Source organism: Citrobacter sp. CF971, assembly GCF_006385635.1.
Taxonomy (GTDB): domain Bacteria; phylum Pseudomonadota; class Gammaproteobacteria; order Enterobacterales; family Enterobacteriaceae; genus Citrobacter; species Citrobacter freundii.
In genome coordinates, this window is sequence record NZ_CP041051.1 from 4,369,134 (window position 1) to 4,394,468 (window position 25,335).

Genomic DNA, 25,335 nt, shown 5'->3' on the forward strand with positions numbered 1-25,335 from the left:
TTTCGTTTGAAATCTGCCGGTTATGGTTTACGCCCGGTCGCTACAATATACACTTCACGCGAACGGGCGCGAGAAGAGTCCGGCTTACGAACTTTGACCTTCGTAAACAGGGAGCGAATCTCTCTTAGATACTCATCGAAGCCTTCGCCCTGGAACACCTTCACTACAAAACTACCACCTGGCGCTAATACATCACGAGCCATTCCAAGCGCCAGCTCTACCAGATACATGGCCCGGGGAATATCCACCGCCGGTGTTCCACACATATTTGGCGCCATATCAGACATGACAACTTGTACTTTACTGTCACCTACGCGTTCAAGTAACGCTTTCAGGACTAATTCATCACGAAAGTCGCCCTGAAGGAAGTCCACACCAACGATTGGATCCATAGGTAAAAGATCGCAAGCGATAATGCGGCCGGTGTTGCCGATCTGCGTAACTGCATATTGCGACCAGCCACCGGGTGCAGCACCGAGATCAACTATCGTCATCCCCGGTTTAAAAATTTTGTCACTTTGCTGTATTTCATCAAGTTTAAACCAGGCACGGGAACGTAACCCCTTTTTCTGCGCCTGTTGAACATATTTATCGCTAAAGTGTTCCTGAAGCCAGCGACTCGAGCTGGCAGAACGCTTTTTACCTGTCATTTCACATTCCCAAAGGGCAGTTCATCGTAACCAATGGTGTAAATTTCTACACAGCTATTTGGTGATATATGGGAGATGGCGGTAGAATGACCCGTTTTCAATCCCAACGTAAGCAAAAATATACGATGAATCTGAGTACTAAACAAAAACAGCACCTGAAAGGTCTGGCACATCCGCTCAAGCCTGTAGTTATGCTTGGCAACAATGGTTTGACCGAAGGGGTACTGGCCGAGATTGAACAAGCGTTAGAGCACCATGAACTTATCAAGGTGAAAATCGCCTCGGAAGATCGCGATACTAAAACCTTGATCGTGGAAGCTATCGTACGCGAAACCGGCGCCTGTAATGTGCAGGTCATCGGCAAAACGCTGGTACTGTATCGCCCGACTAAAGAACGTAAAATCTCGCTGCCACGCTAAGAATATCCCAAAGTTGAACACGAAGTTTGTGTAAAACGCGGGGTTTTCCGCTAGCAGGAGAGCAAAATGCCACGCTCTCTTCGTTGATAAAAGGCCGCTATGCGGCCTTTTTCCTTTCTTTACAATGTATCAACATCTTAACCAAGATGCGAATTACAGGTATTCTACCTTCGTCACTTCATATTCCACTTCGCCGCCCGGCGTTTTGATAACCACGACGTCATCCTGCTCTTTACCGATAAGGCCACGAGCGATAGGCGAGTTCACTGAAATCAGGTTCTGTTTAAAATCGGCTTCATCATCGCCGACAATACGCCAGGTCTGCTCTTCATCGTTATCGAGATTCAACACGGTAACCGTCGCGCCGAAAACAACGCGGCCATTGTTCGGCATTTTAGTAACGTCGATTACCTGCGCGTTGGACAGTTTAGCCTCGATATCTTTAATGCGTCCTTCGCAGAAACCCTGCTGTTCGCGCGCCGCGTGATACTCCGCGTTCTCTTTCAGGTCACCGTGCTCACGCGCTTCAGCGATAGCGGCAATAATTTCAGGACGGCGCACAGATTTCAGAAAATCCAGCTCTTCGCGCAGTTTTTCAGCACCACGTAAGGTCATCGGGATAGCTTGCATTTGTTATACCTCTTGAACATTCCTGTAGGGGGCAGTTGCTCTCACCCCGGCTGCTAAGCCCACTCTGGCGAATGTCATGCCAGAGTCAGAAGCAAAAAAATACCGACCCGGGGCTCAAGGTCCCAGGTCAGCTACAATTCTCTATTTGATGATCATTTTACCCTGGAGTTCCTTATGGGTCATCGTTTACTTTTTGGGGCGTTGCGCCGTAGTATGACGGCCTGTTTCCAGGTTGTTAGCGCGAGATTATGCGATTTTCCAGATTTACCATCGGATTGACTGCCAGTATAGCGTTCAGTGTTCAGGCTGCGAACGTCGACGAGTATATCAATCAGCTCCCTGCGGGGGCCAACCTCGCCCTTATGGTACAGAAGGTTGGCGCACCTGCACCCGCTATTGATTTTCATAGCCAGCAGATGGCGCTGCCGGCCAGTACCCAGAAAGTGATCACCGCGCTGGCGGCATTGATTCAGCTCGGGCCTGACTTTCGTTTTACCACTACGCTTGAGACTAAAGGCAACGTGGAAGGCGGCGTATTGAAAGGTGACTTAGTGGCACGATTTGGTGCTGATCCGACGCTAAAACGCCAGGATATTCGCAATATGGTGGCAACCCTGAAAAAATCAGGCGTGACGCAAATTGCCGGAAATGTCCTGATCGATACCTCTATTTTCGCCAGTCATGATAAAGCGCCCGGTTGGCCCTGGAACGACATGACGCAGTGTTTTAGCGCACCGCCCGCAGCGGCTATTGTCGATAGAAACTGTTTCTCGGTTTCACTCTACAGCGCGCAAAAACCCAACGATCTCGCCTTTATTCGCGTGGCATCTTATTACCCGGTCACCATGTTCAGTCAGGTGCGTACTCTCGCCCGAGGTTCTGCGGAAGCGCAATATTGTGAACTGGATGTGGTTCCCGGCGATCTCAACCGCTATACGCTGACCGGATGCCTGCCCCAACGAGCCGATCCGCTGCCGCTGGCGTTCGCCATTCAAGACGGAGCCAGCTATGCCGGGGCGATTATCAAAGATGAGCTAAAACAAGCAGGTATCACCTACAGCGGTACGCTGCTGCGCCAGACGCTGGTCAACGAGCCGGGAACGGTGGTCGCCAGTAAGCAGTCAGCGCCACTGCATGACCTGCTTAAGATTATGCTGAAAAAATCGGACAACATGATTGCCGATACCGTTTTCCGTATGATTGGTCATGTCCGATTTAACGTGCCAGGCACCTGGCGGGCGGGTTCTGATGCCGTACGCCAGATTTTGCGTCAGCAGGCGGGCGTTGATATCGGCAACACCATTATTGCCGACGGTTCAGGCCTCTCCCGGCATAACCTGATTGCCCCGGCGACCATGATGCAGGTGCTGCAATATATCGCTCAACACGATAACGAGCTGAACTTTATCACTATGCTGCCGCTGGCGGGGCACGACGGCTCCCTGCAATACCGTGCGGGTCTGCATCAGGCTGGTGTGGATGGCAAAGTATCGGCGAAGACAGGCTCGCTGCAAGGAGTCTATAACCTTGCTGGCTTCATTACCACGGCAAGCGGCCAACGCATGGCATTCGTGCAGTATTTGTCTGGTTATGCGGTAGAGCCAGCTGATCAGCGTAATCGCCGTATTCCGTTGGTGCGCTTCGAGAGCCGGTTGTACAAGGATATTTATCAGAACAATTAGATTTTGAAGATGCCGGATGGCGCTTACGCTTATCCGGCCTACGCAAACTGGAAACAAAAACCCCGGCAACTTGTCCGGGGTTTTTCATGCGATTAACGCTTGTAGATGAACTCGACGCCTTCGTCGTCTTCTTCGTCCCAATCGTCATCCCAGTCATCTTCCGCTTCGTCTTCGACTTCAGCAAGCTGCTGGCGGTGATAATCATCCCACATGAACTCAACTTTCTCTGGCTGTTTCGCTTCTTCAGCCTGAACAATCGGGTTCTCGATGATAAAGGTCATCACATCCCAGCAAAGATCCTTCACGCCCAGCTGGCTGGCGGCAGAGATCAGGTAATATTTACCTTCCCAGCCCAGCGCTTCGGCGATCGCTTTCGCTTTCTCTTCCGCTTCAGCCTTGTCCATCAAATCAATTTTGTTGAACACTAACCAGCGCGGTTTAGATGCCAGATCCTGACTGTATTTTTCCAGTTCGCCAATAATGATACGGGCGTTTTCTACCGGATCGGAACCGTCAATCGGATCGATATCGATGAGGTGCAGCAACACGCGGCAACGTTCCAGATGTTTCAGGAAGCGGATACCCAGGCCTGCGCCTTCAGCCGCACCTTCAATCAGCCCCGGAATGTCGGCAACCACGAAGCTCTTTTCGTTGTCCATACGCACCACGCCCAGGCTCGGCACCAGGGTGGTGAACGGATAATCAGCGACTTTCGGCTTCGCCGCAGATACTGCACGGATAAACGTCGATTTCCCAGCATTTGGCATACCCAGCATACCCACGTCTGCCAGCAGCATCAGCTCCAGCATCAGATCGCGCTTATCACCCGGCGTACCCATTGTTTTCTGACGCGGAGTACGGTTAACCGATGATTTGAAACGGGTGTTGCCCAGACCATGCCAGCCGCCTTTAGCGACCATCAGACGCTGACCGTGTTTGGTCATGTCGCCCATGGTTTCGCCCGTGCCCTGATCGATAACACGCGTACCAACAGGCACTTTAATCGTGACGTCTTTGCCACGCTTACCGGTGCAATCACGGCTCGCGCCATTCTGACCACGTTCCGCACGGAATGATTTTTCAAAACGGTAATCGATCAGCGTGTTCAGGTTTTCGTCGGCTTCCAGCCAAACGTCACCACCGTCACCACCATCACCACCGTCCGGACCGCCTTTTGGGATGTACTTTTCGCGGCGGAAGCTGACGCAACCATTACCGCCATCACCTGCAACGACCAGAATCGATGCTTCATCAACAAACTTCATTTTACTCTCCGTAAATCATTCGCCTGAGCGGGGTTGCGAAACCACCGTTTCATGCTTACGTAAACCGCCCCAAATTCGATGACCAATGGCGGAATACATCGCGCCCGCAACCACGATAAACGCACCGAGATAACCTAATAGGTTTAGCATCGGTCTGGCGAAGAAATCGGGCCAGGCCAGTGATAATAAATCTGAAAATAACAACGTAAACAGCGGTGTGAGCGTGATAATAGCGCTCACCTGCGCCGCCTGCCAACGCGCCATCGCTTCCGCAAGAGCGCCGTATCCTACCAGCGTATTCAGGCCGCAGAATACCAGGCATGCCAGCTGCCAGTCGCTGAGCTGCGTGATGACACCGGGTTTAGCCAGCGGCAACAACGCAATCGTACATAAAGTGTACAGTAAAAACAGGATCTGCGGTGATGCCAGGCGGCGCAATAACACCTTTTGTGCGACCCCATAGCTCACCCAGACCATCGCCGCACCGACACCAAAGATAACGCCCCAGGTGTAATCGGTGAGTCGGGTAAAAATTTCGATCAGACTGGTATTAAAAAACAGGACCAGGCCGCTCAGAAGCATAATGGCGCCAATCACCTGCGTGCCGCGCATCTTTTCTTTCAGGATAAAGACGCTAGCGATCATCATACCAACCGGTGACAGCTGACCGATAACCTGCGAAGCCGTTGGGCTCAAATACTGCAAGGATGAACTAAACAGAATGAAGTTACCGAACAGCCCACCGGTTGCGATAGCCAGCAACACCAGCCAACGCGCTTTGCGAAAAATACGCAATGGAGGGAGCTTTTTTTTAACCGCAAGAATAGCGCCAAGGCCAACGCTTGCCATTAAAAAACGGTAGAACACCACGGTAGGAGGCTCCATCACCTCCAGCACTTGCTTCATTGCTATTGGCAAAGCCCCCCAACATACTGCCGTTGTGAGTGCTAACAGAATACCAATGCCTGCCTGTTGCTTCATGCCGTATTCCCTGCAAGGGCTCGTTTCCGGGTTGTCACGGCGTGACGAGCGTATTTACCGGCCGTCGAATGTAAAAAGCCCCGCAACGTGTTGCGGGGCTTTTATCCGTTACCGGGACGCGAAAAACTTATTCAGCAACGATGCTGATGAATTTACGGTTTTTCGGGCCTTTCACTTCAAATTTCACTTTACCGTCTGCTTTAGCAAACAGAGTGTGGTCTTTGCCGCAACCAACGTTAGAGCCAGCGTGGAATTTAGTACCACGTTGACGAACGATGATGCTACCAGCCAGAACTGTTTCACCGCCGAAGCGTTTTACGCCCAGACGTTTAGCTTCTGAATCGCGACCGTTACGAGTCGAGCCGCCAGCCTTTTTATGTGCCATTTAATCTGCTCCCCTTAACTTAAGCGCTGATGCCAGTGATTTTCACATCAGTGAACCACTGACGATGGCCCTGCTGCTTACGGTAGTGTTTACGACGACGAAACTTAACAATTTTAACTTTCTCGCCACGACCGTGAGCAACAACTTCAGCTTTGATAACGCCGCCATCAACGAAAGGAACGCCGATTTTGACTTCTTCACCGTTTGCGATCATCAGAACTTCTGCGAATTCAACAGATTCGCCAGTTGCGATGTCCAGCTTTTCCAGGCGAACGGTCTGACCTTCGCTTACTCGGTGTTGTTTACCACCACTTTGGAAAACCGCGTACATAAAAAACTCCGCTTCCGCGCACACCTTTTTGATGATTCAGAGTGCGCTATAAATATTCACAATAGGGCGCGAATATTACGCAAAACGCGAGCCTTTGACAAGTGCTACCGTCAATACATGAAGAAAAAAAACACAACACGTACGGTAACGTTTATCTACGGCGTTTTTTCAGTACAATCAGCATATATTTATAACCCTAAACCCGACGTTACCTTCTCATACAGTAAGGTAATCGGGGCGAGAAGCCCGGCTTTTGCGATGAATTTAGAAAAAATCAATGAGTTAACCGCGCAAGATATGGCGGGGGTCAATGCGACAATCCTTGAACAGCTCAATTCTGACGTTCAGTTGATCAATCAACTGGGGTACTACATCGTTAGCGGTGGCGGAAAACGCATTCGCCCAATGATCGCCGTCCTCGCAGCGCGGGCCGTTGGTTACCAGGAAAATGCGCACGTTACGATTGCGGCCCTCATCGAGTTTATCCACACAGCGACCCTGCTGCACGATGATGTTGTGGATGAGTCAGACATGCGCCGTGGGAAAGCTACGGCAAATGCGGCGTTTGGTAATGCGGCCAGCGTGCTGGTTGGCGATTTTATCTATACCCGCGCATTTCAGATGATGACCAGCCTTGGCTCGTTGAAAGTGCTGGAAGTCATGTCGAAAGCAGTCAACGTCATCGCCGAAGGTGAAGTCTTGCAGCTGATGAACGTCAACGACCCAGACATCACCGAAGAAAACTATATGCGCGTCATCTACAGTAAGACGGCGCGGTTGTTTGAAGCGGCAGCCCAATGTTCAGGCATTCTGGCTGGCTGTAGCGAAGAACAAGAAAAAGGGTTGCAGGATTATGGCCGTTATCTCGGCACAGCTTTCCAGTTAATTGACGATTTGCTGGATTACAGCGCAGATGGCGAGCAGTTGGGTAAAAACGTCGGTGATGACCTCAACGAGGGTAAACCTACGCTGCCGCTGCTGCATGCCATGCGCCACGGTACTCCAGAACAAGCGCAAATGATCCGCCAGGCCATTGAGCAAGGTAATGGTCGTCACCTTCTGGAGCCGGTTCTTGAAGCGATGAACGCCTGTGGTTCCCTGGAGTGGACGCGCCAACGTGCAGAAGAAGAGGCAGATAAGGCCATCGCTGCGTTGCAGGTGCTGCCTGATACGCCGTGGAGAGAAGCGCTGATTGGTCTGGCACATATCTCCGTACAGCGCGACCGTTAATTCCCTACAGCATCCTCCCTCATCCCGTGCTCTGCACGGGATTTTTTTATAAGTTCTAGTACCCCCCCACTCTCCTCCGGATAATCACGCAGAACCTTGGCATATTCTGAATATACAGACACTTTACATGAACATTTTAGAACATTCGTTCTTCGGGCGTTATAGTGTCGCCACAACCGATCGTGGAACCGTAAGTCGTTAACCAAAGGAGAGATGAATTTATGGAAAACAAGCTGATTGACTGGCATCCGGCCGACATCATCGCCGGACTGCGCAAGAAAGGGACCTCAATGGCCGCTGAATCACGTAAAAATGGATTGAGTTCATCAACGCTGGCAAATGCGTTAACGAGACCATGGCCAAAAGGTGAGTTGATTATCGCCCGGGCACTGGGAACTGATCCCTGGGTGATTTGGCCGTCACGCTATCACGATGCCAAAACGCATGAGTTCATCGACAGAACGCGGATGATGAGGAGTCGCAGAGAGAAAAAGAATCCGGAATGAACATTGAGCTGTAACCCCCGGCCAACTGAACTGGGGGTTACAAGAGACGTTGACGATTACTCGCCTTTCACGCGCTCAATGTTTGCGCCCAGCGCACGCAGTTTATCTTCGATGCGCTCATAGCCGCGATCGATGTGATAAATACGATCGACCACTGTTGTACCTTCAGCAATACAACCTGCCAGCACTAAACTTGCAGATGCACGCAGATCGGTCGCCATAACCTGTGCGCCTGAGAGTGTTTCCACGCCGTGGCAAATCACGGTATTGCTTTCGATTTCTGCGTGAGCGCCCATACGGCTCAGCTCAGGCACGTGCATAAAGCGGTTCTCAAACACGGTTTCCGTGATGAAGCCGGTCCCTTCTGCCACCAGGTTCAGCAGCGTGAACTGGGCCTGCATATCGGTAGGGAACGCCGGATGCGGCGCAGTACGCACATTAACCGCTTTCGGACGTTTGCCGTGCATATCAAGGCTGATCCAGTCGTCGCCGACTTCGATATCCGCACCCGCATCACGCAGTTTCGCCAGAACGGCATCCAGTGTGTCCGGTTGTGCATTACGGCAGATAATTTTGCCACGAGAAATTGCCGCCGCCACCAGGAAGGTACCGGTTTCGATGCGGTCTGGCAGAACGCGATACACACCGCCGCCGAGACGCTCAACGCCTTCGATCGTAATACGATCGGTGCCCTGGCCAGTGATCTTCGCGCCCAGCGCAATCAGGAAGTTCGCGGTATCCACAATCTCCGGCTCGCGCGCAGCGTTTTCGATGATGGTGGTGCCTTCGGCAAGCGTTGCTGCACACATGATGGTGACAGTCGCACCGACGCTCACTTTGTCCATGACAATATGCGCGCCTTTCAGACGGCCATCAACGGACGCTTTCACATAGCCTTCTTCCAGCTTGATAGTCGCGCCTAACTGCTCCAGACCGGTAATGTGCAGGTCCACCGGACGCGCGCCGATGGTGCAGCCGCCCGGTAGTGAAACCTGGCCCTGACCAAAGCGGGCAACCAGCGGCCCGAGCGCCCAAATGGATGCACGCATGGTTTTCACCAGATCGTACGGCGCACAGAAGACGTTCACATCACGCGCATCAATGTGCACGGAACCATTACGCTCAACTTTCGCACCCAGCTGGCTCAACAGCTTCATTGATGTGTCAACGTCCTTCAGTTTCGGGACGTTTTGGATCTCTACAGGTTCTTCAGCCAGCAGCGCCGCAAACAGGATCGGCAGTGCGGCGTTTTTAGCGCCTGAAATTGTGACTTCGCCCTGGAGCTTGGTTGGCCCCTGAACACGAAATTTATCCATTATTCTGTTCTCTGTTTAGAATTTATCTTCGCTACCGGCACATCACCCGTAGCTCAAAAACCGTTAAGTTTGCGATCGCGCGCCCATTCCGCTGGGGTAAACGCCTTAATCGACACGGCATGAATGCGGTTGTCCGCAATGTACTCCATCAACGGGCCATAGACCGATTGCTGCTTCTTGACCCGGCTCATGCCTTCAAACATCTCACCCACGGCAATAACCTGAAAGTGACTGCCGTCGCCAGAAACGTGGACTTCCTGGAGGGAGAGTGCATTCATCAGCACGCTCTGAATTTCATTATTTTCCATGGGCTCTTCATTCGTCAGATAGTGAAAACAGCCCAACATCTTAGAGCAAAGTGGCGCTGTCATAAATAAGCAAAAAGCCTCGCTGATAAATCAGACAAGGCTTTAGTGGCAGATCCCCCTCAGGGGTTTTGCCGGATAGCGGCACAAGACCTTATCCGGCCTGGAAAAATTAACGCGGAAGGACGTCGTCAGGCAAATTGTAAAGCTGCGCCAGCGTGTACACTTTATCGTTAACACCAGTGAGCGAAACGCTGTTTCCCTGCTGCTTGCCTTGATTAATCAGATGCAACAGTAACGCCAGACCGCCGGTATCTACCCGGGATACCTGGTTCAGATCGATGCAGGATACCCCTTTCATCGCCTCAATTCGCGCATCCCATAAGGGATTTAACACGTCCTGATCCAGTTCTCCCACCAGCACCAGCTTGTCGCCTTCGCGCGTCCAGGTGAGTGACTGCGTCATTATTTTTTCTCTTCCAGAGTGATTTTCTGCTGAGAAATAGATTTCAGCTGTGCCGTCAGGCCATCAATACCTTTGGTACGCAGCAGGTCGCTCCACTCATTTTGTTTGGTGGTGATCATACTTACGCCTTCGGCGATCATGTCATACGCCTGCCAGTTACCGGTCTGGGAGTTTTTACGCCACTGGAAATCCAGACGTACCGGAGGACGACCGTTTGGATCGATGATGGTTACGCGGATAGGTACGATGGTCGCATCACCCAACGGCTGCTCAGGGGCAATCTGATAGGTCTGGCCGTGGTACATCGCCAGTGCCTGGCCGTAAGCCTGCTTCAGATATTCACGGAATGCAGCAAAATAGGCTTCACGTTGGGCAGGAGTCGCATCTTTGTAGTAACGGCCCAGCACCAGCGCGCCGGCATACTTAACCTGCACATAAGGCAGCAGTTCCTGATCGACGACCTGACGCAGGTAATCGGGGTTGGAACGGATTTTTGGTTGCTCGTTTTTCAGACGGTCAAAGGTCTTTTGCGCCGCCTCATCCATCAGTTTGTACGGGTTAGTCTGGTCTGCTGCGGTTGCCGCGCTAAGTGGAGCAATCACCAGCATAGCCACCATCATCAATCGTTTAAACATACGTCGATTCTCCTGATATTATTTCGTTGCGCCCGCAGGCGTAGTGGCTTCATTATTGCCTTCAGTTGCGGCTGGCGCATCGCCAGAATTCTTATTGTCATCACCTTTACTGTTGCTGTTGTAAAGGAACTGACCAATCATATCTTCCAGCACCATCGCGGATTTCGTGTCCTGAATCGTACCGCCATCTTTGAGGATAGACGTTCCCAGCTCAGGATCTTCAAAACCCACGTTCAATGCCAGATACTGTTCGCCCAGCAGACCGGAAGTACGGATGCTCAGAGAACTGGTGTCAGGAATATGGTTAAAACGCGATTCGATTTCCAGCGTCACGCGCGGCAGGTACGTTTTCGGATCTAACGAGATGTCCGATACGCGTCCAACTACCACCCCGCCAATCCGCACCGGAGAACGCTCTCTCAGGCCGCCGATATTATCAAAGGTCGCATAAATCGTGTAAGTCGGCTCAGTACGCATTGAGGTAACGTTCGCCGCCTTCAGGCAGACAAACAGCGCAGCCAGCAGCGCAACCAGCAGGAATAACCCGACCCAAATTTCATTTTTTTTCGTTTGCATGAACTCAATTCCCAAACATCAGTGCGGTCAGCACAAAATCCAGCCCCAGAACGGCAAGAGAGGCGTGCACAACGGTGCGTGTCGTTGCCCGGCTAATCCCGGCAGAGGTCGGGATCGCATCATAACCATTGAACAATGCAATCCAGGTGACCGTAATGGCGAACACCACGCTCTTAATCAGACAGTTGACCAGGTCCAGACGCCAGTCGACGGCATTTTGCATAGCCGACCAGAAAAAGCCCGCATCAATACCCTTCCAGCTTACGCCAACCAGTGAACCACCCCAGATCCCCACGGCGACAAATATAATCGTTAGCAGCGGCAATGAAATGACACCGGCCCAAAAACGCGGAGAGATCACCCGGCGCAGTGGATCGACGGCCATCATTTCCAGGCTGGAAAGCTGCTCGGTCGCTCTCATCAGGCCAATCTCTGCGGTTAAGGCCGATCCGGCCCGCCCGGCAAACAGCAGCGCCGCAACAACCGGCCCCAGCTCACGTAACAATGACAGCGCCACCAGCATACCGAGGCTGGTTTCCGCACTGTAGGTCGTCAGCACCAGGTATCCCTGCAATCCCAACACCATACCAATGAATACGCCTGACACTATAATGATCAGCATCGATAAGACACCGACATTATAAAGCTGGCGTATCAGCAGCGGCGCATGTTTGCGAAACTCCGGTTTGCCGACAACCGCATTGAACAACATTAATCCGGCTCGCCCAAACGTCCTGAGGGTTTTTATTCCTCGATGTCCGAGTGATGCCAGCGCATTTAACAACATGGGTGGCTTAACTCCCTGTTTAGAGTAAATCGATATGGTAGTCACCCGCCGGGTAACGGAACGGAACCGGTCCATCGGCAATGCCGTCAAGGAACTGGCGTACGCGCGGATCGGCATTTTCTTGTAGTGCCTGAGCACTACCGTAGGCCACTATTTTTTTGTCCGCCATTATATAGGCGTAATCCGCAATACTCAGTACTTCAGGCACATCATGGGATACCACCACACAGGTGACACCCAGCGCACTGTTCAGTTCTGAAATCAACTTCACCAGCACGCCCATGGTGATGGGATCCTGACCGACGAACGGCTCATCAAACATAATGAGGTCAGGCTCCAGCGCGATAGCACGCGCTAACGCAGCGCGGCGTGCCATCCCGCCGGATAATTCAGAAGGCATTAATTTGGCCGCACCCCGCAGACCGACGGCCTCGAGCTTCATCATCACCGTGCTCTTCAGCAACGGCGCTGGCAACGTCGTATGCTCGCGCAGAGGGTACGCAACGTTGTCAAACACATTCATGTCGGTAAATAGCGCACCTGACTGAAACAGCATACTCATGCGCTTACGCACGGTAAATAAACGCGAACGGGACATGGCCGGGACGTTCTCACCGTCAAACAGAATCTCGCCCTTATCCGGTGAGATCTGTCCGCCAATCAGACGCAACAGCGTCGTTTTGCCGATGCCTGATGGCCCCATGATTGCCGTCACTTTACCGCGCGGTACCGTCAGGGAAATATTATCAAAGATGCAGCGGTCACCCCGGGAAAAGCTGACATCGCGCATATCGACTAGATTCGCCACAGACTGCCCCATTGATTCATCCTTTACTATTGCCTTGTTGATCGAAGAGTTTGGCGCTCAATTTAGCCCTGAACTCAACATATTTACAGATTATTGCCTGTCCTGGTTAGCGAAAGCTGGCATTTGTTTTACTTTTTAGCCGCATAAAGTCAAAATTAAGACTTCGTTACGGCTTCCAGAAGATCCTTCAAGAGGACCGGCGAGTATACCTGAAGAAAGGACTTTAGATGCTTTTAGCGACGGCGCTGTTAATAATTGGTTTACTTCTGGTGGTCTACGGTGCCGACCGTCTGGTATTTGCCGCATCCATTTTATGTCGAAACGTCGGTATTCCCCCCATTATCATCGGAATGACCGTGGTCAGCATTGGTACGTCGTTACCCGAGATCATTGTCTCCGTTGCCGCATCGATGAATGGGCAACTCGATCTGGCTGTCGGGACCGCCATAGGTTCTAACATCACCAACATTCTGCTTATTTTAGGCCTGTCGGCGCTGATTCATCCTTTTACCGTGCATTCTGATGTTCTGCGTCGTGAATTACCGCTAATGTTGCTGGTAAGTATTTTAGCTGCATCCGTCCTGTATGACGGGCAGTTGAGCCGCAGCGACGGTTTCTTTCTTCTGCTCCTGGCCGTGCTATGGCTGCTATTCATTGTTAAAATCGCCCGTCTGGCCGAGCGACAAGGCAATGACAGCCTGACACGCGAGCAGATAGCTGAGCTGCCGCGCGAAGGCGGGTTACCCGTCGCATTTTTGTGGTTGGGTATTGCGCTGATTATTATGCCTATGGCTACGCGTATGGTGGTAGATAACGCTACCGTACTGGCGAACTATTTCGCCATGAGCGAACTCACCATCGGGTTGACGGTGGTCGCCATTGGTACCAGCCTGCCGGAACTGGCAACGGCGATTGCGGGTCTGCGTAAAGGTGAAAACGATATTGCCGTCGGTAACATTATCGGCGCGAACATTTTTAATATTGTTATCGTCCTCGGGCTACCGGCGCTGATTACGCCGGGCGAAGTCAATCCTATGGCCTTCGTCCGGGACTACAGCGTCATGCTGCTGGTGAGCGTTATTTTTGCATTACTCTGCTGGCGACGTCCGCGCCAGATTGGTCGCGGCGCGGGCGCGCTGCTGACCGGCAGTTTTATCATATGGCTGGCGATGCTGTATTGGTTATCGCCACTTCTCGTTGGATAACTGGAAACGCATTATGTCGCACTTAGAGTTGCAACCGGGTTTTGACTTTCAGCAAGCAGGCAAGGAAGTCCTGGCAATTGAACGTGAAGGCCTGGCGGAGCTTGATCAGTACATCAACCAAAATTTTACCCTCGCATGCGAGAAAATATTCAGTTGCCCGGGCAAAGTCGTGGTGATGGGAATGGGGAAATCCGGCCATATCGGGCGGAAAATGGCAGCCACATTTGCCAGCACCGGCACCCCCTCATTTTTTGTACACCCAGGCGAAGCTGCACATGGCGATCTGGGTATGGTCTCGCCGCAGGATGTGGTCATCGCCATCTCTAACTCCGGTGAATCCAATGAGATAGCGGCGCTGATCCCGGTATTAAAACGTCTTCATGTACCGCTTATCTGCATGACCGGTCGTCCGGAAAGCAGTATGGCGCGTGCAGCAGATGTGCATCTGTGTGTTAAAGTGCCCAAGGAAGCTTGTCCGTTAGGCCTGGCGCCGACCAGCAGCACGACAGCAACACTGGTGATGGGCGATGCCCTTGCGGTGGCATTATTAAAAGCGCGCGGCTTTACCGCGGAAGATTTTGCGTTGTCTCATCCCGGTGGCGCACTGGGCCGTAAGCTTTTACTGCGCGTTAACGATATTATGCATACGGGCGACGAGATCCCGCATGTAACCAAAAACGCCAGCCTGCGTGACGCCTTAATTGAGATCACGCGTAAAAATCTCGGCATGACCGTCATTTGCGATGATGCCATGAAGATTGACGGTATTTTCACCGATGGTGATTTACGTCGTGTCTTCGATATGGGCGTTGATGTACGCCAGTTAGGCATTGCCGATGTGATGACCCCTGGAGGCATTCGCGTGCGTCCGGGTATTCTTGCCGTCGATGCCCTGAACTTAATGCAGTCCCGCCATATCACCTCGGTAATGGTTGCTGATGGCGACCAGTTACTCGGTGTGTTACATATGCATGATCTGCTACGTGCAGGTGTAGTGTAAGAAACTCAAGGATAACGAAAATGAGTAAAGCAGGTGCGTCGCTTGCGACCTGTTATGGACCCGTCAGCGCAGACGTTATCACCCGGGCAGAAAACATCCGTTTGCTGATCCTGGATGTGGATGGCGTACTGTCTGATGGTCTGATTTATATGGGCAACAACGGTGAAGAGCTGAAGGCTTTTAACGTCCGTGATGGTTACGGAATTCGCTGTGCGCTCACTTCCGGTATTGAGGTTGCCATTATTACCGGACGAAAGGCTAAACTTGTAGAAGATCGCTGTGCCACTTTGGGGATCACCCACCTGTATCAGGGGCAGTCAGACAAACTGGTTGCCTTTGGCGATCTCCTTAGCAAACTGGCGATCGCACCGGAGAATGTCGCCTACGTTGGCGATGACCTGATCGACTGGCCGGTGATGGCACAAGTGGGATTGAGCGTCGCGGTGGCAGATGCCCACCCTTTGCTGATCCCGCGGGCCGATTATGTCACCCGTATTAATGGGGGACGTGGCGCTGTGCGTGAAGTCTGCGATTTATTACTCCTGGCGCAGGGCAAACTGGACGAGGCCAAAGGGCAATCGATATGAGCAAAACCAGACGTTGGGTTATCATTCTACTGTCGCTGGCTGTCCTTGTGATGATTGGTATTAATCTGGCAGACAAAGAGGACACCGCTCAGGTCGTCGTCAATAACAACGAGCCAACCTATAAGAGCGAACATACTGATACCGTCGTGTATAGTCCGGAAGGCGCGCTGAGCTATCACTTGATCGCACAACACGTTGAATATTATTCGGAACAAGCGGTTTCGTGGTTTACTCAACCAGTATTAACCACATTTGATAAGGATAAAGTACCGACCTGGACGATCAAGGCCGATAAAGCCAAATTGACCAACGATCGGATGCTGTATCTGTACGGCCATGTTGAGGTTAACGCCCTGGTGCCTGACTCTCAACTACGCAGAATTACGACCGATAACGCGCAGATTAACCTGGTGACACAAGATGTCACTTCCGATGATCTGGTGACGTTGTATGGCACAACATTTAACTCCAGCGGACTGAAGATGCGCGGCAACTTACGCAGCAAGAACGCCGAGCTGATTGAAAAGGTTAGAACCTCATATGAAATCCAAAACAAACAAACTCAGCCTTAATCTTGTACTTGCCAGCTCACTTCTGGCCGCCAGCATTCCGGCATTTGCCGTCACCGGCGATACCGAGCAGCCGATTCACATTGAGTCGGACCAGCAGTCCCTGGATATGCAGGGCAACGTGGTGACGTTTACTGGCAACGTGATTGTGACTCAGGGCACCATCAAAATTAACGCCGATAAAGTCGTCGTGACCCGTCCTGGCGGCGAAGACGGCAAAGAAGTGATTGACGGCTATGGCAATCCTGCAACGTTTTACCAGATGCAGGACAACGGTAAACCGGTTAAAGGCCGCGCCTCGCAGATGCACTATGAACTGGCGAAAGACTTTGTCGTGCTAACCGGCAAGGCGTATCTGGAACAGCTCGATAGCAACATCACGGGCGATAAGATCACCTATCTGGTAAAAGAGCAGAAAATGCAGGCCTTCAGCGATAAAGGCAAACGCGTCACCACCGTTCTGGTTCCGTCGCAGTTGCAGGACAAAAACAAGGCTCCGGCAGAGAAAAAAGGTAACTGATTCGTTATGGCAACATTAACTGCAAAGAACCTTGCAAAAGCCTATAAAGGCCGTCGTGTGGTGGAAGATGTCAGTCTGACCGTCAACTCCGGGGAGATCGTCGGTCTGCTCGGTCCTAACGGTGCAGGCAAGACAACAACCTTTTACATGGTGGTCGGCATTGTCCCGCGCGATGCGGGTAACATTATCATTGATGACGAAGACATCAGCCTGCTGCCTCTGCATGCACGCGCGCGTCGCGGCATCGGCTACTTACCGCAGGAAGCATCGATTTTCCGTCGTCTGAGCGTGTTTGATAACCTGATGGCGGTACTGCAAATTCGTGACGATCTGACCAGCGAGCAGCGGGAAGATCGCGCCAACGAGCTGATGGAAGAATTCCACATCGAACACCTGCGTGACAGTATGGGGCAGTCGCTCTCCGGTGGTGAACGACGCCGCGTGGAGATCGCCCGCGCACTGGCCGCTAATCCGAAATTTATCCTGCTGGATGAACCGTTTGCCGGTGTTGACCCGATTTCCGTTATTGATATCAAACGGATCATCGAACACCTGCGCGACAGCGGCCTTGGCGTGCTGATTACCGACCATAACGTCCGCGAAACGCTGGCAGTGTGTGAGCGCGCCTATATCGTGAGTCAGGGGCACCTGATCGCGCACGGCACGCCAACAGAAATACTGCAGGATGAGCACGTTAAGCGCGTATACCTTGGGGAAGACTTCAGACTCTGATAGGGTAGAAGACTTCACGTCACCGCAGGAGAAAACAACTCTGAACATGAAGCAAGGTTTGCAACTCAGGCTTAGCCAACAACTGGCGATGACGCCTCAGCTACAACAGGCTATCCGTCTGTTGCAGCTGTCCACGCTGGAACTTCAGCAAGAACTTCAGCAAGCGCTGGAAAGTAACCCACTGCTCGAGCAAACCGATCTTCACGACGAAATTGATACCCAGGAAAAACAGGACAGCGAAACCCTCGACACCGCCGATGCTCTCGAACAAAAAGAGATGCCTGAGGAGCTGCCGCTTGATGCCAGTTGGGATGAGATTTACACCGCCGGGACGCCTTCGGGCACCAGCGGAGATTACATCGACGATGAGCTGCCTGTGTATCAGGGTGAGACCACGCAATCACTACAGGATTACCTGATGTGGCAAGTGGAGCTGACCCCGTTCTCAGATACCGATCGCGCCATTGCGACATCCATTGTGGATGCGGTAGACGAAACCGGTTATCTCACCGTGACCCTGGACGATATTCTCGAAAGCATGGGCGATGACGACGTCGGTATGGACGAAATCGAAGCCGTGCTTAAACGCGTTCAGCGCTTTGATCCCGTAGGCGTGGCCGCCAAAGATCTCCGCGACTGCTTACTGATCCAACTTTCGCAGTTTGATAAAGCCACACCGTGGCTGGAAGAAGCGCGTCTGATCATCAGCGATCATCTCGATCTGTTAGCCAACCATGACTTCCGCACGCTGATGCGCGTGACCCGACTGAAAGAAGACGTGCTAAAAGAAGCCGTCAATCTTATTCAGTCACTGGATCCAAGGCCTGGGCAGTCGATCCAGACTGGTGAACCAGAATACGTTATTCCGGATGTGCTGGTGCGTAAGCATAACGATCGCTGGGTGGTCGAACTCAACAGCGACAGCATCCCACGACTGCAGATCAACCAGCACTACGCCGCTATGTGCAATAGCGCGCGCAACGATGCCGACAGTCAGTTTATACGTAGCAATCTACAGGATGCGAAGTGGCTGATTAAAAGCCTGGAAAGCCGCAATGATACACTGCTGCGCGTAAGTCGCTGCATCGTGGAGCAACAGCAAGCCTTCTTTGAGCAAGGTGAAGAGTTTATGAAACCGATGGTGCTGGCGGATATCGCCCAGGCCGTCGAGATGCACGAATCGACCATTTCCCGTGTGACCACGCAAAAGTATCTGCACAGTCCGCGCGGCATTTTTGAATTGAAGTATTTCTTTTCCAGTCACGTTAACACTGAAGGTGGAGGCGAAGCCTCATCCACGGCGATCCGTGCGCTGGTGAAGAAATTAATTGCTGCGGAAAACCCCGCGAAACCACTGAGTGACAGCAAGTTAACCTCTATGCTGTCAGAACAGGGTATCATGGTGGCACGCCGCACCGTTGCGAAGTACCGAGAGTCTTTATCCATTCCGCCGTCTAACCAGCGCAAACAGCTGGTCTGACCCAACCGATAAGGAAGACACTATGCAGCTCAACATCACTGGAAACAACGTCGAAATCACTGAAGCCCTGCGCGATTTTGTTAATACAAAATTTGCCAAGCTTGAACAATATTTCGACCGGATTAATCAGGTCTATATTGTGTTGAAAGTGGAGAAGGTTACACATATCTCGGATGCAACGCTGCATGTGAACGGTGGCGAAATTCATGCCAGCGCGGAAGGTCAGGATATGTACGCCGCCATTGACGGTTTAATTGATAAACTGGCTCGGCAGTTAACAAAACATAAAGATAAACTGAAACAGCACTAACTTGTCCGGGCAGTTAGCGGGTGCAGGACGGCCTGTTGTGTAGCACAACGGGCCATTTGTACAGTTAGCGCTTAGGTGAAATTATGACAAATAACGATACGACTCTACAACTGAGCACTGTTCTTAACCAGGAATGTACACGCGCAGGTGTTCACTGCCAAAGCAAGAAACGCGCACTGGAAATCATCAGTGAACTGGCGGCAAAACAGCTCAGCTTGCCTTCTCAGGTGGTATTTGAGGCCATTCTGACGCGTGAAAAAATGGGCAGTACCGGCATCGGTAATGGTATTGCTATCCCGCACGGAAAGCTGGAAGAAGACACGATGCGCGCGGTTGGTGTGTTTGTGCAACTTGAAACGCCTATCGCCTTCGACGCTATTGATAATCAGCCAGTCGATCTGCTGTTCGCCCTGCTGGTTCCGGCGGACCAAACCAAGACGCATTTGCATACGTTGTCACTGGTCGCAAAACGTCTGGCGGATAAAACCATCTGTCGTCGTCTGCGCGCCGCACAGAGTGACCAGGAGTTGTATCAAATCATCACGGACACCGAAGGTGGACAGGATGAAGCATAACAACCCAATGGCATCCTTTTTTGTCGTTGTGAGGAGAAACAGTACATGGTACTGATGATCGTCAGCGGCCGTTCAGGGTCAGGTAAATCTGTCGCTCTGCGTGCGCTGGAAGATATGGGTTTTTACTGCGTGGATAACCTTCCCGTAGTGCTGTTGCCCGATCTGGCTCGTACTCTGGCCGATCGCCAGATTTCTGCGGCCGTCAGCATTGATGTGCGCAACATGCCTGAGTCCCCGGAGATTTTCGAGCAGGCAATGAACAATCTGCCTGAAGGCTTCTCACCACAGCTGCTGTTCCTTGATGCTGACCGTAACACGCTGATTCGTCGCTACAGTGACACGCGTCGCCTGCACCCACTCTCCAGCAAGAACTTGTCTCTGGAAAGCGCTATCGATAAGGAAAGCGATTTGCTTGAGCCTTTGCGCTCTCGCGCTGACCTGATCGTTGATACCTCCGAAATGTCCGTACACGAACTGGCGGAAATGTTGCGTACCCGACTGTTGGGCAAACGTGAACGTGAATTGACGATGGTTTTCGAATCCTTTGGTTTCAAACACGGTATCCCGATTGATGCGGATTACGTTTTTGACGTGCGCTTCCTGCCTAACCCGCACTGGGATCCGAAGCTGCGCCCAATGACCGGTCTTGACCGCCCCGTCGCCGCGTTCCTCGACAGGCACACAGAAGTACACAATTTTATCTACCAGACGCGCAGCTATCTTGAGCTATGGTTACCCATGCTGGAGACCAACAACCGTAGCTATCTCACCGTAGCCATCGGTTGTACCGGCGGGAAGCACCGTTCGGTGTATATTGCAGAGCAGCTGGCAGACTACTTCCGCTCACGCGGTAAAAACGTGCAGTCACGCCATCGTACGCTGGAAAAACGTAAATCATGACCGTGAAGCAAACCGTTGAAATCACTAATAAGCTGGGCATGCATGCCCGTCCAGCTATGAAACTGTTTGAATTGATGCAGGGTTTCGAAGCAGAAGTTTTGCTGCGTAATGATGAAGGAACGGAAGCCGAGGCCAACAGCGTTATCGCTCTGCTGATGCTGGATTCAGCCAAAGGGCGTCAGATAGAAGTTGAAGCCACGGGTCCGCAGGAAGTTGAAGCCCTTGCCGCAGTGGTTGCCCTGTTTAATTCAGGTTTTGATGAAGATTAGTCAAGTGGTTTTAACACGTAGCCAGTAGGTCGGGTAAGGCGTTTACGCCGCATCCGGCAATGCCATTGTGTCGTATTGTGCCTGATGCGCTGCACTTAAATCAGGCCAACAAAAACAGCGACAGTAGCGACTAATACAACTTATTTTCCCGCATAAACGACTCACCGCCTAACTGGCGCATTTGACGCATGATCCACGCCTGGCGGCTACGCACATAACCAGAAGGCGCATTCGCTTTAAAACGCAAAGGATTAGGTAATACCGCCGCCAGCAAGGCCGCTTCAGACAGACTCAACCGACTGGCAGGCTTATGGAAATAGCGCTGCGCCGCCGCCTCCACGCCGAAAACCCCATCGCCAAACTCAGCGATATTCAGGTAAACGGTCAGAATACGTTTCTTGCTCCAGACGGTTTCCATACCCAGCGTTAGCCCGGCTTCAAGACCTTTACGTACCCAGCTACGTCCATCCCACAGAAAGAGGTTTTTCGCCGTCTGTTGCGATAACGTCGACGCTCCGCGAATACGGTTTTCATTGCGTTCATTGTGCGCCAGCGCTTTCTCTATGGCGGAGACATCGAATCCCCAGTGCTCGGGAAACTTCTGGTCCTCCGCGGCAATGACGGCCAGTCCCATCCACGGTGAGATCTCGTCCATGCTCACCCAGTCTGAGTGCGCCACATAACCAAAATCACCGGACAGCCATGCGCCCAGTTGCCGTTCAACCATCACCGCCGAAAAAGGTACAGGCATCACGCTGAAAAGTGCGATGCCTCCGCCCCAGAATACGCCGAGGACAATGACCGCCCGCAGAAAGATACGTCGCAGAAAGGCGGTAACTCCTGTTCTCATTCAGCCAGCACCAGCACACGCGATACCAGTTTATCGATGCCACTCGCAGCCTGAGCAATGTCCTGCGCCAGCATATAGGCGGGCGTGGTAACGATTTTATTGTCTTCATCGACGACAATGTCATCAACCGGACAAGGCACATGTTCAGCGCCCATCTCTTCCAGCACCTCTGCCGTATCGATATCAGTACCGATGGTCAGACGCAGCGGGAAATCAAAAATTTTAGGTAACATCGCGGGCGCAATGCACATAAATCCCAGCGGCTTACCCGCCTGATGCATAGCCACCGCCAGCGCGGCTAAATCGCTGTCAACCCGGCATTCGCTGCCCTGACTGGCAAAATTGCTCAGATTTTTGGCCGCACCAAACCCGCCCGGCACGATCAACGCATCCAGTTCCGCTGAGACTGCCTGAGCGAGCGGGCGAATTTCACCGCGTGTTATACGTGCGGCTTCAATCAGTACATTACGCGTTTCCAGCATCGGCTCGCCGGTCAGATGATTAATCACATCCGCTTGCTGTTTATCCGGAGCAAAGCAGACGGCCTGAGCGCCGTTGCGGGCAATGGCCAGAAGCGTGAGAACAGTTTCATGGATCTCTGCACCGTCATACACGCCGCATCCACTGAGCACTACACCCACTTTTTTCATCGTGATACTCCTTTCTCAACTGGCTGAAACATATTAGTTATTATGATTTAAATGCTACGCTTCACACATTTAACTGATTCATGTAACAAATTATTTAAGATTTGCTATCTTAACTGCGTGCGGCCTGAAAATTAGGGCTGCGCCCTTGTAAACAATGATAATAATTTACGGCGCAGCCACGATTTCCCTGGTGTTGGCGCAGTATTCGCGCACCCCGGTCAAGCCGGGGTCATTTTTTTTCCACGCTCGCCACCCAGGCTTTTAATACCGCCACGTCGTGCTGCCACTCCTGCTTCATCTCTTCAATCCATTCAGCAACGTTATCTTCCCAGGCGGGAAGGTCCGGAGACTGGATTTGCTGACCTAACTGTTGCAGGTGACGCAGCCCCACAGAACCTGCTGCGCCTTTAATTTTATGACCTTCCTCAACCACGCCTTTTTTATCCCGTGCGGTCAAGTTTGACTCCAGCACGCTCAAATATCCCGGCATCATCTTCTCAAACACCGCCAGCCCGTCGGTAATTAACTTCGGTCCCACCAGCTCGAGGTATTGTTCCAACATAGGAATATCTAACAGCGCTTGCGATTTACTGCTTTCTTCAGATGTCACAGTGCTCTCCTCTTCGTTTCTGGTATCCCAGTATTTTTTGATCATGGCGGTTAGCGCCGGAACCGACAGCGGCTTACTCAGCACGTCATCCATCCCCGCGTCCAAATACTCTTTTTTATCTTTCAGTACGTTGGCGGTGAGTGCAACCAGCGGCGGAAGGTCCTCACGAGCGTATTTTTGCGTGAGCTCCCGCGAGATATCCAGACCGGTCATATCCGGTAGCTGAATATCCAGCAGCACCAGGTCATATTCACCCGGCTTAAACATTTCCAGCGCGGCTTTCCCGGTCATCGCGACATCCACGCTGTTGCCTAATTTTTCCAGCACGGAACGCGCAACAATAACGTTCAGTTCAATGTCTTCCACCAGCAGCACATTCAGGGCTGGCAGCGGCATGTCATCGTCTTCAAAGGCGTCTTCAATCTCTTCCGCTACCGCAGGCGCATGTACGGTCAGCGTAAAGATGGAGCCTTTACCTGCCTGGCTGGAAACCGTAATATCGCCGCCCATGTTTTTCGCCAGACGCTTCGACACGGCCAAACCAATTCCGGTTCCTGTGGCCGGTTTACCGCCGTTGCTGTCCTTCACCTGATAATACATGGCGAAGATTTTATCCTGCTCATCCTGCGGAATGCCGATCCCAGAATCTTCAACCTCGAAATGCAGCATATCGCCCTGGTCATAGCGCGCCCGCACGGTCACCTGTCCCTGCTGAGTGAACTTCACGGCGTTGCTGATCAGATTCCACAGAATCTGGCGCAAACGCGTGCCGTCGGTAATGACCTTATGCGGTAGCGGTAACGTTGGCTCAAGTACAAAACGCAGCCCTTTTTGCTGCGCCTGCAGGCCAGAAAGGTTTTCCAGATCCGCCATAAAGCTGGTGAAATCAACAGGCTGGTTATCGAGCTGGACTTTACGTCGCTCCATCTTATCCATGTCTATGATATCGTTGAAAATATTCCCCAGCGTCACGGCCGAGACATGGATGGTTTTCAGGTATTTTTCCTGCTCAGCGGTCAGGTCTGTATCCAACAGGATTCGGCTTAAGCCGACAATGCCGTTAAGCGGAGTGCGCAGCTCGTGGCTGATGGTGGAAATGAAGGTGGTCTTATCACGGCTGGCACGTTCAAGCGCATCCTGATAGCGCTTACGCTCGGTAATATCGCGCCCAAAGCCCATCAGGCCATGTCGCTTACCTACGCGGTCATAGTACGGCACTTTACGAATTTCAAAGCAGGCTTTGCGCCCGTCCGGGTAGTCCAGCCACTGTTCGTAGGTGAGTGAGACGTTATGACGGAATACCTTCTCGTCGGTTTCAATTACCTTTTCAGCCGCTTCAGGAGAGTAAACGTCAGCCGGTTTTAAGTTCACCAGCTGCTTTTCGCTTTTGCCAGTCAGCAGCTCCATGGCACGGTTACAGCCGGAAAATTCTTTATCTTCATTGCGATAAAAAACCAGATCCGGCGAGGCATCAAGGAAAGAGCGTAAAAAGGAAGACTGTTGCTCGAGCTGGATCTGCGCTTCTTCGCGCTCTTTGATTTCAACCTTCAGTTGCTCGAACGTTTCCTGGCGCTCCGCTTCGGCTTTTTCGCGCTCAACAATTTCCTGATTGAGCTGGGCTATATTATCTTTCAATTGCACATTGAGCTTGAGATCGCGCTCGCGCATCTCTTCCAGCTTTTGTACCAGTCGTGACAGGCGTTGCCGGGACTCTTCCAGTTGCTCCACCACCACTGACAGGAAATAGACAGCCCAAGGCGTAATTAACAGACCAAAAAAGATAGAACGGATAACATCAATGCTTTCTACCTGGCCATGCAGCACCATGGTGACAGCCATCTGCACCACAATTGCCAACACGACCAGAGCCAGCGCCAACAGCAGCGAAAAGCGCACCAGACCCAACTTCATCATTAGGTCGACGTAATATTGCGCCAGCATACGGATTTGCTTCATAGAGGGTTCCTTCACGACAACTTGGCACAATAATACTCAATTCTTGGCGTGACGTTTGAGAATGTGCAAGAAATGCGGAGGTTATCAGTGAAATGACCGTAGAGAGGTTAATCGTAGGCCTGATAAGCGAAGCGCCATCAGGCAAGCAGG

General features: G+C 52.0%; 31 protein-coding genes. 15 read left to right on the forward strand and 16 right to left on the reverse strand.

All coding sequences use genetic code 11. From position 1 onward, the window contains the following. Nucleotides 1–20: 20 nt before the first annotated feature. On the reverse strand, nt 21–650 hold the full coding sequence (rlmE, locus tag E6P06_RS24610; RefSeq protein ID WP_003025015.1) for a 23S rRNA (uridine(2552)-2'-O)-methyltransferase RlmE: 630 nt from the start codon (nt 648–650) through the stop codon (nt 21–23). 125 nt (nt 651–775) lie between these two features. On the opposite strand from rlmE, the gene yhbY reads away from it, so the two are divergent. After that, nucleotides 776–1,069, forward strand: coding sequence for a ribosome assembly RNA-binding protein YhbY (gene yhbY, locus E6P06_RS24615; RefSeq protein WP_003025016.1), 294 nt, complete (start codon nt 776–778; stop codon nt 1,067–1,069). Between the two features lie 153 nt (nt 1,070–1,222). Here the strand turns inward: yhbY and greA are convergent, their stop codons facing one another. Continuing rightward, nucleotides 1,223–1,699 carry a transcription elongation factor GreA gene (gene greA, locus E6P06_RS24625; protein WP_003025019.1) on the reverse strand — a complete coding sequence of 159 codons (477 nt, stop codon included), beginning with the start codon at nt 1,697–1,699 and terminating at the stop codon, nt 1,223–1,225. A 248-nt stretch (nt 1,700–1,947) separates the two neighbouring features. Between greA and dacB the strand changes: the two genes are divergently transcribed. Continuing rightward, nucleotides 1,948–3,381, forward strand: a complete 1,434-nt coding sequence (dacB, locus tag E6P06_RS24630) for a serine-type D-Ala-D-Ala carboxypeptidase (RefSeq protein WP_003839958.1) — start codon at nt 1,948–1,950, stop codon at nt 3,379–3,381. 92 nt (nt 3,382–3,473) lie between these two features. Here dacB and cgtA read toward each other — a convergent pair whose 3' ends face one another. The 4 genes from cgtA to rplU all read right to left on the reverse strand — a co-directional run bounded on the left by cgtA (nt 3,474) and on the right by rplU (nt 6,343). Next, on the reverse strand, nt 3,474–4,646 hold the full coding sequence (gene cgtA / locus E6P06_RS24635; protein ID WP_003025024.1) for an Obg family GTPase CgtA: 1,173 nt from the start codon (nt 4,644–4,646) through the stop codon (nt 3,474–3,476). 15 nt (nt 4,647–4,661) lie between these two features. Then, on the reverse strand, nt 4,662–5,627 hold the full coding sequence (locus tag E6P06_RS24640) for a DMT family transporter (RefSeq protein WP_003844844.1): 966 nt from the start codon (nt 5,625–5,627) through the stop codon (nt 4,662–4,664). A 127-nt stretch (nt 5,628–5,754) separates the two neighbouring features. Continuing rightward, nucleotides 5,755–6,012 (reverse strand): 50S ribosomal protein L27, encoded by a 258-nt coding sequence (gene rpmA / locus E6P06_RS24645; protein WP_003025030.1) that lies wholly within the window; start codon nt 6,010–6,012, stop codon nt 5,755–5,757. Between the two features lie 19 nt (nt 6,013–6,031). Continuing rightward, a complete protein-coding gene (rplU, locus tag E6P06_RS24650; protein ID WP_003025032.1) occupies nt 6,032–6,343 on the reverse strand; it encodes a 50S ribosomal protein L21 in 312 nt (103 codons plus the stop codon). Nucleotides 6,344–6,601: 258 nt separating this feature from the next. Here rplU and ispB point away from each other — a divergent pair, with 258 nt between their 5' ends. Continuing rightward, nucleotides 6,602–7,573, forward strand: a complete 972-nt coding sequence (gene ispB / locus E6P06_RS24655; protein WP_139935813.1) for an octaprenyl diphosphate synthase — start codon at nt 6,602–6,604, stop codon at nt 7,571–7,573. Nucleotides 7,574–7,794: 221 nt separating this feature from the next. Next, nucleotides 7,795–8,079 carry a DNA-binding transcriptional regulator SfsB gene (gene sfsB, locus E6P06_RS24660; RefSeq protein ID WP_003839952.1) on the forward strand — a complete coding sequence of 95 codons (285 nt, stop codon included), beginning with the start codon at nt 7,795–7,797 and terminating at the stop codon, nt 8,077–8,079. Between the two features lie 56 nt (nt 8,080–8,135). Here the strand turns inward: sfsB and murA are convergent, their stop codons facing one another. From murA to mlaF, 7 genes are all read right to left on the reverse strand, one after another. Next, entirely contained in the window at nt 8,136–9,395 is a 1,260-nt protein-coding gene (gene murA, locus E6P06_RS24665; protein ID WP_003839949.1) for a UDP-N-acetylglucosamine 1-carboxyvinyltransferase, read from the reverse strand. 53 nt (nt 9,396–9,448) lie between these two features. Then, nucleotides 9,449–9,703: a BolA family iron metabolism protein IbaG gene (ibaG, locus tag E6P06_RS24670; protein WP_003025040.1), complete on the reverse strand. Its 255-nt coding sequence runs from the start codon at nt 9,701–9,703 to the stop codon at nt 9,449–9,451. 169 nt (nt 9,704–9,872) lie between these two features. Further along, on the reverse strand, nt 9,873–10,166 hold the full coding sequence (gene mlaB / locus E6P06_RS24675) for a lipid asymmetry maintenance protein MlaB (RefSeq protein WP_003025045.1): 294 nt from the start codon (nt 10,164–10,166) through the stop codon (nt 9,873–9,875). Further along, nucleotides 10,166–10,801, reverse strand: coding sequence for a phospholipid-binding protein MlaC (mlaC, locus tag E6P06_RS24680; RefSeq protein WP_003025047.1), 636 nt, complete (start codon nt 10,799–10,801; stop codon nt 10,166–10,168). Before mlaC ends, mlaB begins: the two co-directional genes overlap by 1 nt. An 18-nt stretch (nt 10,802–10,819) precedes the next feature. After that, nucleotides 10,820–11,377 carry an outer membrane lipid asymmetry maintenance protein MlaD gene (mlaD, locus tag E6P06_RS24685; RefSeq protein WP_003025050.1) on the reverse strand — a complete coding sequence of 186 codons (558 nt, stop codon included), beginning with the start codon at nt 11,375–11,377 and terminating at the stop codon, nt 10,820–10,822. Between the two features lie 4 nt (nt 11,378–11,381). Further along, a complete protein-coding gene (gene mlaE / locus E6P06_RS24690) occupies nt 11,382–12,164 on the reverse strand; it encodes a lipid asymmetry maintenance ABC transporter permease subunit MlaE (RefSeq protein ID WP_003025053.1) in 783 nt (260 codons plus the stop codon). Nucleotides 12,165–12,183: 19 nt separating this feature from the next. Beyond that, on the reverse strand, nt 12,184–12,984 hold the full coding sequence (mlaF, locus tag E6P06_RS24695; RefSeq protein ID WP_003025057.1) for a phospholipid ABC transporter ATP-binding protein MlaF: 801 nt from the start codon (nt 12,982–12,984) through the stop codon (nt 12,184–12,186). A gap of 215 nt (nt 12,985–13,199) precedes the next feature. On the opposite strand from mlaF, the gene E6P06_RS24700 reads away from it, so the two are divergent. The 11 genes from E6P06_RS24700 (at nt 13,200) to npr (ending at nt 21,119) form a co-directional block, all read left to right on the forward strand. After that, nucleotides 13,200–14,177, forward strand: coding sequence for a calcium/sodium antiporter (locus E6P06_RS24700; protein ID WP_139935814.1), 978 nt, complete (start codon nt 13,200–13,202; stop codon nt 14,175–14,177). A gap of 13 nt (nt 14,178–14,190) precedes the next feature. After that, the gene (kdsD, locus tag E6P06_RS24705) at nt 14,191–15,177 is read left to right on the forward strand and encodes an arabinose-5-phosphate isomerase KdsD (RefSeq protein ID WP_003025063.1); all 987 of its coding nucleotides are present in this window, start codon (nt 14,191–14,193) and stop codon (nt 15,175–15,177) included. A gap of 20 nt (nt 15,178–15,197) precedes the next feature. After that, nucleotides 15,198–15,764, forward strand: coding sequence for a 3-deoxy-manno-octulosonate-8-phosphatase KdsC (kdsC, locus tag E6P06_RS24710; RefSeq protein WP_003025065.1), 567 nt, complete (start codon nt 15,198–15,200; stop codon nt 15,762–15,764). Continuing rightward, nucleotides 15,761–16,336, forward strand: a complete 576-nt coding sequence (gene lptC, locus E6P06_RS24715; protein ID WP_003025068.1) for an LPS export ABC transporter periplasmic protein LptC — start codon at nt 15,761–15,763, stop codon at nt 16,334–16,336. Before kdsC ends, lptC begins: the two co-directional genes overlap by 4 nt. After that, nucleotides 16,305–16,853, forward strand: coding sequence for a lipopolysaccharide ABC transporter substrate-binding protein LptA (gene lptA, locus E6P06_RS24720; protein WP_003025070.1), 549 nt, complete (start codon nt 16,305–16,307; stop codon nt 16,851–16,853). Before lptC ends, lptA begins: the two co-directional genes overlap by 32 nt. Nucleotides 16,854–16,859: 6 nt before the next feature. Beyond that, a complete protein-coding gene (lptB, locus tag E6P06_RS24725; RefSeq protein ID WP_003025073.1) occupies nt 16,860–17,585 on the forward strand; it encodes an LPS export ABC transporter ATP-binding protein in 726 nt (241 codons plus the stop codon). Between the two features lie 46 nt (nt 17,586–17,631). Next, nucleotides 17,632–19,065 carry an RNA polymerase factor sigma-54 gene (gene rpoN, locus E6P06_RS24730; RefSeq protein WP_003025074.1) on the forward strand — a complete coding sequence of 478 codons (1,434 nt, stop codon included), beginning with the start codon at nt 17,632–17,634 and terminating at the stop codon, nt 19,063–19,065. Between the two features lie 22 nt (nt 19,066–19,087). Then, the gene (hpf, locus tag E6P06_RS24735) at nt 19,088–19,375 is read left to right on the forward strand and encodes a ribosome hibernation promoting factor (RefSeq protein ID WP_003025078.1); all 288 of its coding nucleotides are present in this window, start codon (nt 19,088–19,090) and stop codon (nt 19,373–19,375) included. Between the two features lie 83 nt (nt 19,376–19,458). Then, nucleotides 19,459–19,950 carry a PTS IIA-like nitrogen regulatory protein PtsN gene (ptsN, locus tag E6P06_RS24740; protein WP_003025083.1) on the forward strand — a complete coding sequence of 164 codons (492 nt, stop codon included), beginning with the start codon at nt 19,459–19,461 and terminating at the stop codon, nt 19,948–19,950. A gap of 45 nt (nt 19,951–19,995) precedes the next feature. Next, entirely contained in the window at nt 19,996–20,850 is an 855-nt protein-coding gene (gene rapZ / locus E6P06_RS24745) for an RNase adapter RapZ (protein ID WP_003025085.1), read from the forward strand. Then, a complete protein-coding gene (npr, locus tag E6P06_RS24750; RefSeq protein ID WP_003025086.1) occupies nt 20,847–21,119 on the forward strand; it encodes a PTS phosphocarrier protein NPr in 273 nt (90 codons plus the stop codon). The genes rapZ and npr overlap by 4 nt, the downstream gene beginning before the upstream one ends. Nucleotides 21,120–21,249: 130 nt before the next feature. Here npr and mtgA read toward each other — a convergent pair whose 3' ends face one another. The 3 genes from mtgA to arcB all read right to left on the reverse strand — a co-directional run bounded on the left by mtgA (nt 21,250) and on the right by arcB (nt 25,185). Further along, on the reverse strand, nt 21,250–21,969 hold the full coding sequence (mtgA, locus tag E6P06_RS24755; protein ID WP_003025087.1) for a monofunctional biosynthetic peptidoglycan transglycosylase: 720 nt from the start codon (nt 21,967–21,969) through the stop codon (nt 21,250–21,252). Continuing rightward, the gene (gene elbB, locus E6P06_RS24760; protein ID WP_003839926.1) at nt 21,966–22,619 is read right to left on the reverse strand and encodes an isoprenoid biosynthesis glyoxalase ElbB; all 654 of its coding nucleotides are present in this window, start codon (nt 22,617–22,619) and stop codon (nt 21,966–21,968) included. The genes mtgA and elbB overlap by 4 nt, the downstream gene beginning before the upstream one ends. 229 nt (nt 22,620–22,848) lie before the next feature. Continuing rightward, on the reverse strand, nt 22,849–25,185 hold the full coding sequence (gene arcB, locus E6P06_RS24765; protein ID WP_003844840.1) for an aerobic respiration two-component sensor histidine kinase ArcB: 2,337 nt from the start codon (nt 25,183–25,185) through the stop codon (nt 22,849–22,851). Nucleotides 25,186–25,335: the final 150 nt, after the last annotated feature.

What these genes read in the sequence shown, in the direction of transcription:
- elbB (WP_003839926.1), bottom strand. Translation starts at nt 22,619, where the DNA reads ATGAAAAAAGTGGGTGTAGTGCTCAGTGGATGCGGCGTGTATGACGGT.
- lptA (WP_003025070.1), top strand. Translation starts at nt 16,305, where the DNA reads ATGAAATCCAAAACAAACAAACTCAGCCTTAATCTTGTACTTGCCAGC.
- mlaD (WP_003025050.1), bottom strand. Translation starts at nt 11,377, where the DNA reads ATGCAAACGAAAAAAAATGAAATTTGGGTCGGGTTATTCCTGCTGGTT.
- mlaE (WP_003025053.1), bottom strand. Translation starts at nt 12,164, where the DNA reads ATGTTGTTAAATGCGCTGGCATCACTCGGACATCGAGGAATAAAAACC.
- hpf (WP_003025078.1), top strand. Translation starts at nt 19,088, where the DNA reads ATGCAGCTCAACATCACTGGAAACAACGTCGAAATCACTGAAGCCCTG.
- E6P06_RS24640 (WP_003844844.1), bottom strand. Translation starts at nt 5,627, where the DNA reads ATGAAGCAACAGGCAGGCATTGGTATTCTGTTAGCACTCACAACGGCA.
- greA (WP_003025019.1), bottom strand. Translation starts at nt 1,699, where the DNA reads ATGCAAGCTATCCCGATGACCTTACGTGGTGCTGAAAAACTGCGCGAA.
- rplU (WP_003025032.1), bottom strand. Translation starts at nt 6,343, where the DNA reads ATGTACGCGGTTTTCCAAAGTGGTGGTAAACAACACCGAGTAAGCGAA.
- kdsD (WP_003025063.1), top strand. Translation starts at nt 14,191, where the DNA reads ATGTCGCACTTAGAGTTGCAACCGGGTTTTGACTTTCAGCAAGCAGGC.
- npr (WP_003025086.1), top strand. Translation starts at nt 20,847, where the DNA reads ATGACCGTGAAGCAAACCGTTGAAATCACTAATAAGCTGGGCATGCAT.
- cgtA (WP_003025024.1), bottom strand. Translation starts at nt 4,646, where the DNA reads ATGAAGTTTGTTGATGAAGCATCGATTCTGGTCGTTGCAGGTGATGGC.
- rpmA (WP_003025030.1), bottom strand. Translation starts at nt 6,012, where the DNA reads ATGGCACATAAAAAGGCTGGCGGCTCGACTCGTAACGGTCGCGATTCA.
- mlaB (WP_003025045.1), bottom strand. Translation starts at nt 10,166, where the DNA reads ATGACGCAGTCACTCACCTGGACGCGCGAAGGCGACAAGCTGGTGCTG.
- kdsC (WP_003025065.1), top strand. Translation starts at nt 15,198, where the DNA reads ATGAGTAAAGCAGGTGCGTCGCTTGCGACCTGTTATGGACCCGTCAGC.
- ptsN (WP_003025083.1), top strand. Translation starts at nt 19,459, where the DNA reads ATGACAAATAACGATACGACTCTACAACTGAGCACTGTTCTTAACCAG.
- dacB (WP_003839958.1), top strand. Translation starts at nt 1,948, where the DNA reads ATGCGATTTTCCAGATTTACCATCGGATTGACTGCCAGTATAGCGTTC.
- murA (WP_003839949.1), bottom strand. Translation starts at nt 9,395, where the DNA reads ATGGATAAATTTCGTGTTCAGGGGCCAACCAAGCTCCAGGGCGAAGTC.
- yhbY (WP_003025016.1), top strand. Translation starts at nt 776, where the DNA reads ATGAATCTGAGTACTAAACAAAAACAGCACCTGAAAGGTCTGGCACAT.
- arcB (WP_003844840.1), bottom strand. Translation starts at nt 25,185, where the DNA reads ATGAAGCAAATCCGTATGCTGGCGCAATATTACGTCGACCTAATGATG.
- sfsB (WP_003839952.1), top strand. Translation starts at nt 7,795, where the DNA reads ATGGAAAACAAGCTGATTGACTGGCATCCGGCCGACATCATCGCCGGA.
- ispB (WP_139935813.1), top strand. Translation starts at nt 6,602, where the DNA reads ATGAATTTAGAAAAAATCAATGAGTTAACCGCGCAAGATATGGCGGGG.
- lptC (WP_003025068.1), top strand. Translation starts at nt 15,761, where the DNA reads ATGAGCAAAACCAGACGTTGGGTTATCATTCTACTGTCGCTGGCTGTC.
- rlmE (WP_003025015.1), bottom strand. Translation starts at nt 650, where the DNA reads ATGACAGGTAAAAAGCGTTCTGCCAGCTCGAGTCGCTGGCTTCAGGAA.
- mtgA (WP_003025087.1), bottom strand. Translation starts at nt 21,969, where the DNA reads ATGAGAACAGGAGTTACCGCCTTTCTGCGACGTATCTTTCTGCGGGCG.
- ibaG (WP_003025040.1), bottom strand. Translation starts at nt 9,703, where the DNA reads ATGGAAAATAATGAAATTCAGAGCGTGCTGATGAATGCACTCTCCCTC.
- rapZ (WP_003025085.1), top strand. Translation starts at nt 19,996, where the DNA reads ATGGTACTGATGATCGTCAGCGGCCGTTCAGGGTCAGGTAAATCTGTC.
- mlaF (WP_003025057.1), bottom strand. Translation starts at nt 12,984, where the DNA reads ATGGGGCAGTCTGTGGCGAATCTAGTCGATATGCGCGATGTCAGCTTT.
- rpoN (WP_003025074.1), top strand. Translation starts at nt 17,632, where the DNA reads ATGAAGCAAGGTTTGCAACTCAGGCTTAGCCAACAACTGGCGATGACG.
- mlaC (WP_003025047.1), bottom strand. Translation starts at nt 10,801, where the DNA reads ATGTTTAAACGATTGATGATGGTGGCTATGCTGGTGATTGCTCCACTT.
- lptB (WP_003025073.1), top strand. Translation starts at nt 16,860, where the DNA reads ATGGCAACATTAACTGCAAAGAACCTTGCAAAAGCCTATAAAGGCCGT.
- E6P06_RS24700 (WP_139935814.1), top strand. Translation starts at nt 13,200, where the DNA reads ATGCTTTTAGCGACGGCGCTGTTAATAATTGGTTTACTTCTGGTGGTC.